Origin of the sequence: Marinobacter sp. OP 3.4, from assembly GCF_036224885.1 — a bacterium.
In the GTDB taxonomy this organism is placed as follows: domain Bacteria; phylum Pseudomonadota; class Gammaproteobacteria; order Pseudomonadales; family Oleiphilaceae; genus Marinobacter.
The window spans coordinates 1-2,172 of record NZ_JAVVLT010000089.1; the positions used below are offsets into that span (position 1 = coordinate 1).

The window sequence follows — 2,172 nt, forward strand, 5'->3', positions numbered from 1 at the left end:
CTTATTTGCTGTCTGTGGTGGGCTGAGCGGTTCCCGTGGATGGCTGGCTGTGCAGGCTTTCGATCATCGCCACAATGGCCGTGGCCACGGTGTCCGCAACCAGGTCGCTGTCCAGATCCGTGTGCAGCCAGTCCCTGAGGGGGCCAAAGCCACCCATGAAGATAACCAGGTTGGCAACCACCTGGGCCCTCGGATCATCGTCCGGCAATTCCGCCAGGTGCCGTATCTGCCCGGCCAGTTCCCCGATCACCCTTGCATCCCGTGCACGCATGGCCTTGCGGTCAGGTTTCGTCAGGTGGGGCACGGTTCTGTAGGCCAGCAGGGTGCCCTTGCGTTTCTTGGCCCAGACCTCCTTCAGGTAGATGGCAACATTCTCCTTGAGGGGCCTGTCCGGATGCTCTTCCAGCAGGTCGTACAGGTTGGGGGCCCCGGAGCGGAACCACATCTTGTTGAGCAATCGTCGCAGGATGTCGTTCTTGTTGGCGATGTAGTCGTAGATGCTGGCCTGGTTGACGCCGGAACGCGCGCAGATATCGCGGATGGTGGTGGAAGCAAAGCCCTTCTGCAGAAACAGCTCCAGGGCCGCTTCGCAGATCTGGTCCCGGCGCTGTTCGACCAGGGTGGTGTTCTGGATGCCGGTCATACTTGCTTCGGCAAGTTCCGGGGAGGTTGATTCGGTCGGGGTGTGGTTATCCTGCATAGCGGTATCGATATCCTGACATTTGTCAGTCCAGTGTAAACCTACCTGATTGAAATGAAAAACCGGATGGGTGTCTGCTTTCAGCGGAAGCCCATGTGATCATGTGGGACGGGGCAGGCCAGGCTGGCTGAACCGTTCTTTGATTAATCGACCTCCGGGGTCTAGTCTGACAGTTGTCAGGATGATGGGCGATCGTCCATCGCCGCACAATGACATCAAAAACAACAATAGGACTTGGAGATAACATAATGCGATCCCGTTTCTTGCAGCCTGCCCTGCTTTCCCTTGCGGTGGCCCTTGGGTCGGTGGGTATTGCCCATGCCGACAGTGATGCCTTGCCCCGGTTGCTGGTGATCGGCACCCCCGGCACCCAGACCGGCAGCTTTGCCTCCACCAATGGGTGGGCTGCGATCTTCCAGGAGCAGACCGATTCGGCCGCCCGAATCGTGCCGGAAGACAGTGAGACACAACGCTACAAGCGCCTGACGGATCGGCGGGATATCACCATGAGTTCGGTCTCCGCCGCCGAGATGCGCTTCCAGATCCAGGGGATTGATGCGTATGCGGCCACCAAGCCAGTTGCCCAGCGCCTGGTGTGGCACCACAACGATACTCCCTGGGGCTTCGTGGTGTCCGGTGATTCGGACCTGAACACCATTGAGGATCTGGAAGCCGACGGCATACGGGTTGCCCAGGGGGCCTTTTCGCCACCCATGACAACGACCGTGCGCAAGGCCATGCCTTCCTACCTCGGGCTCTCCGAGTCAGAGGCGGGGGAAACGTTCGAATATGTTCCTGCCAGCAGCTATGTGGAGAACTGCCGTTCCGTTGTTGAGGGTAAGGCAGACGTCGCCTGGTGCTCACCGATCAGTTCCGTACTGTCGGAGATGGAAGGCGCCCCGGGTGGCATCCGCTGGCTGGAGATGGACGTTGATAACAAGGAAAGCTGGGCGCGCTTCCTCGAGCATTCACCCATGTCCATTCCCACCACCATCAACTTTGGTGTGTCCTCGGCCAAGGGGGTTGGTGGTCTGACATCCAACTTTGTCTATGCGGTTCCCGCCGATGCCGATGAGGATTTCGCCTACGCCATGGCCAAATGGTTCCATCAGGCCCATGACGACTACAAGGGCACCCATGGCCTGGCCACCCGCATGAGCATGGATGTGTTCAGGAAGTTCCTGGACCGGTCGTCCATCCCGGTACATGAAGGCACCGTGCGGTACCTGAAGGAAATCGGGGAGTGGACCGAGGAGGACGAAGCCGCCAACCAGGAAGCCATCGAGAAGATGGACCGGTGGATCAGTGCCCGCGAAGCGGCCCTCGCCGAGGCCCGGGACCAGAGGATTGTGCCGGACCCGGACAACGAGGAGTACATGGCCATCTTCAACAAACACACCGAAGGGCTGGAAGGCTTCAGTTCGCGCCTCTGACCCGCTGACCTTGGCCCGGCAGGCGGTTGTACCGCCTGC

General features: G+C 59.9%; 2 protein-coding genes. One reads left to right on the forward strand and one right to left on the reverse strand.

The window, feature by feature from the left end:
• Window position 1: 1 nt before the first annotated feature.
• On the reverse strand, window positions 2–700 hold the full coding sequence (locus tag RO069_RS14545; RefSeq protein ID WP_328188445.1) for a TetR/AcrR family transcriptional regulator: 699 nt from the start codon (window positions 698–700) through the stop codon (window positions 2–4).
• 248 nt (window positions 701–948) lie between these two features.
• Here RO069_RS14545 and RO069_RS14550 point away from each other — a divergent pair, with 248 nt between their 5' ends.
• Window positions 949–2,133, forward strand: a complete 1,185-nt coding sequence (locus tag RO069_RS14550; RefSeq protein ID WP_328188447.1) for a TAXI family TRAP transporter solute-binding subunit — start codon at window positions 949–951, stop codon at window positions 2,131–2,133.
• Window positions 2,134–2,172 lie beyond the last annotated feature (39 nt).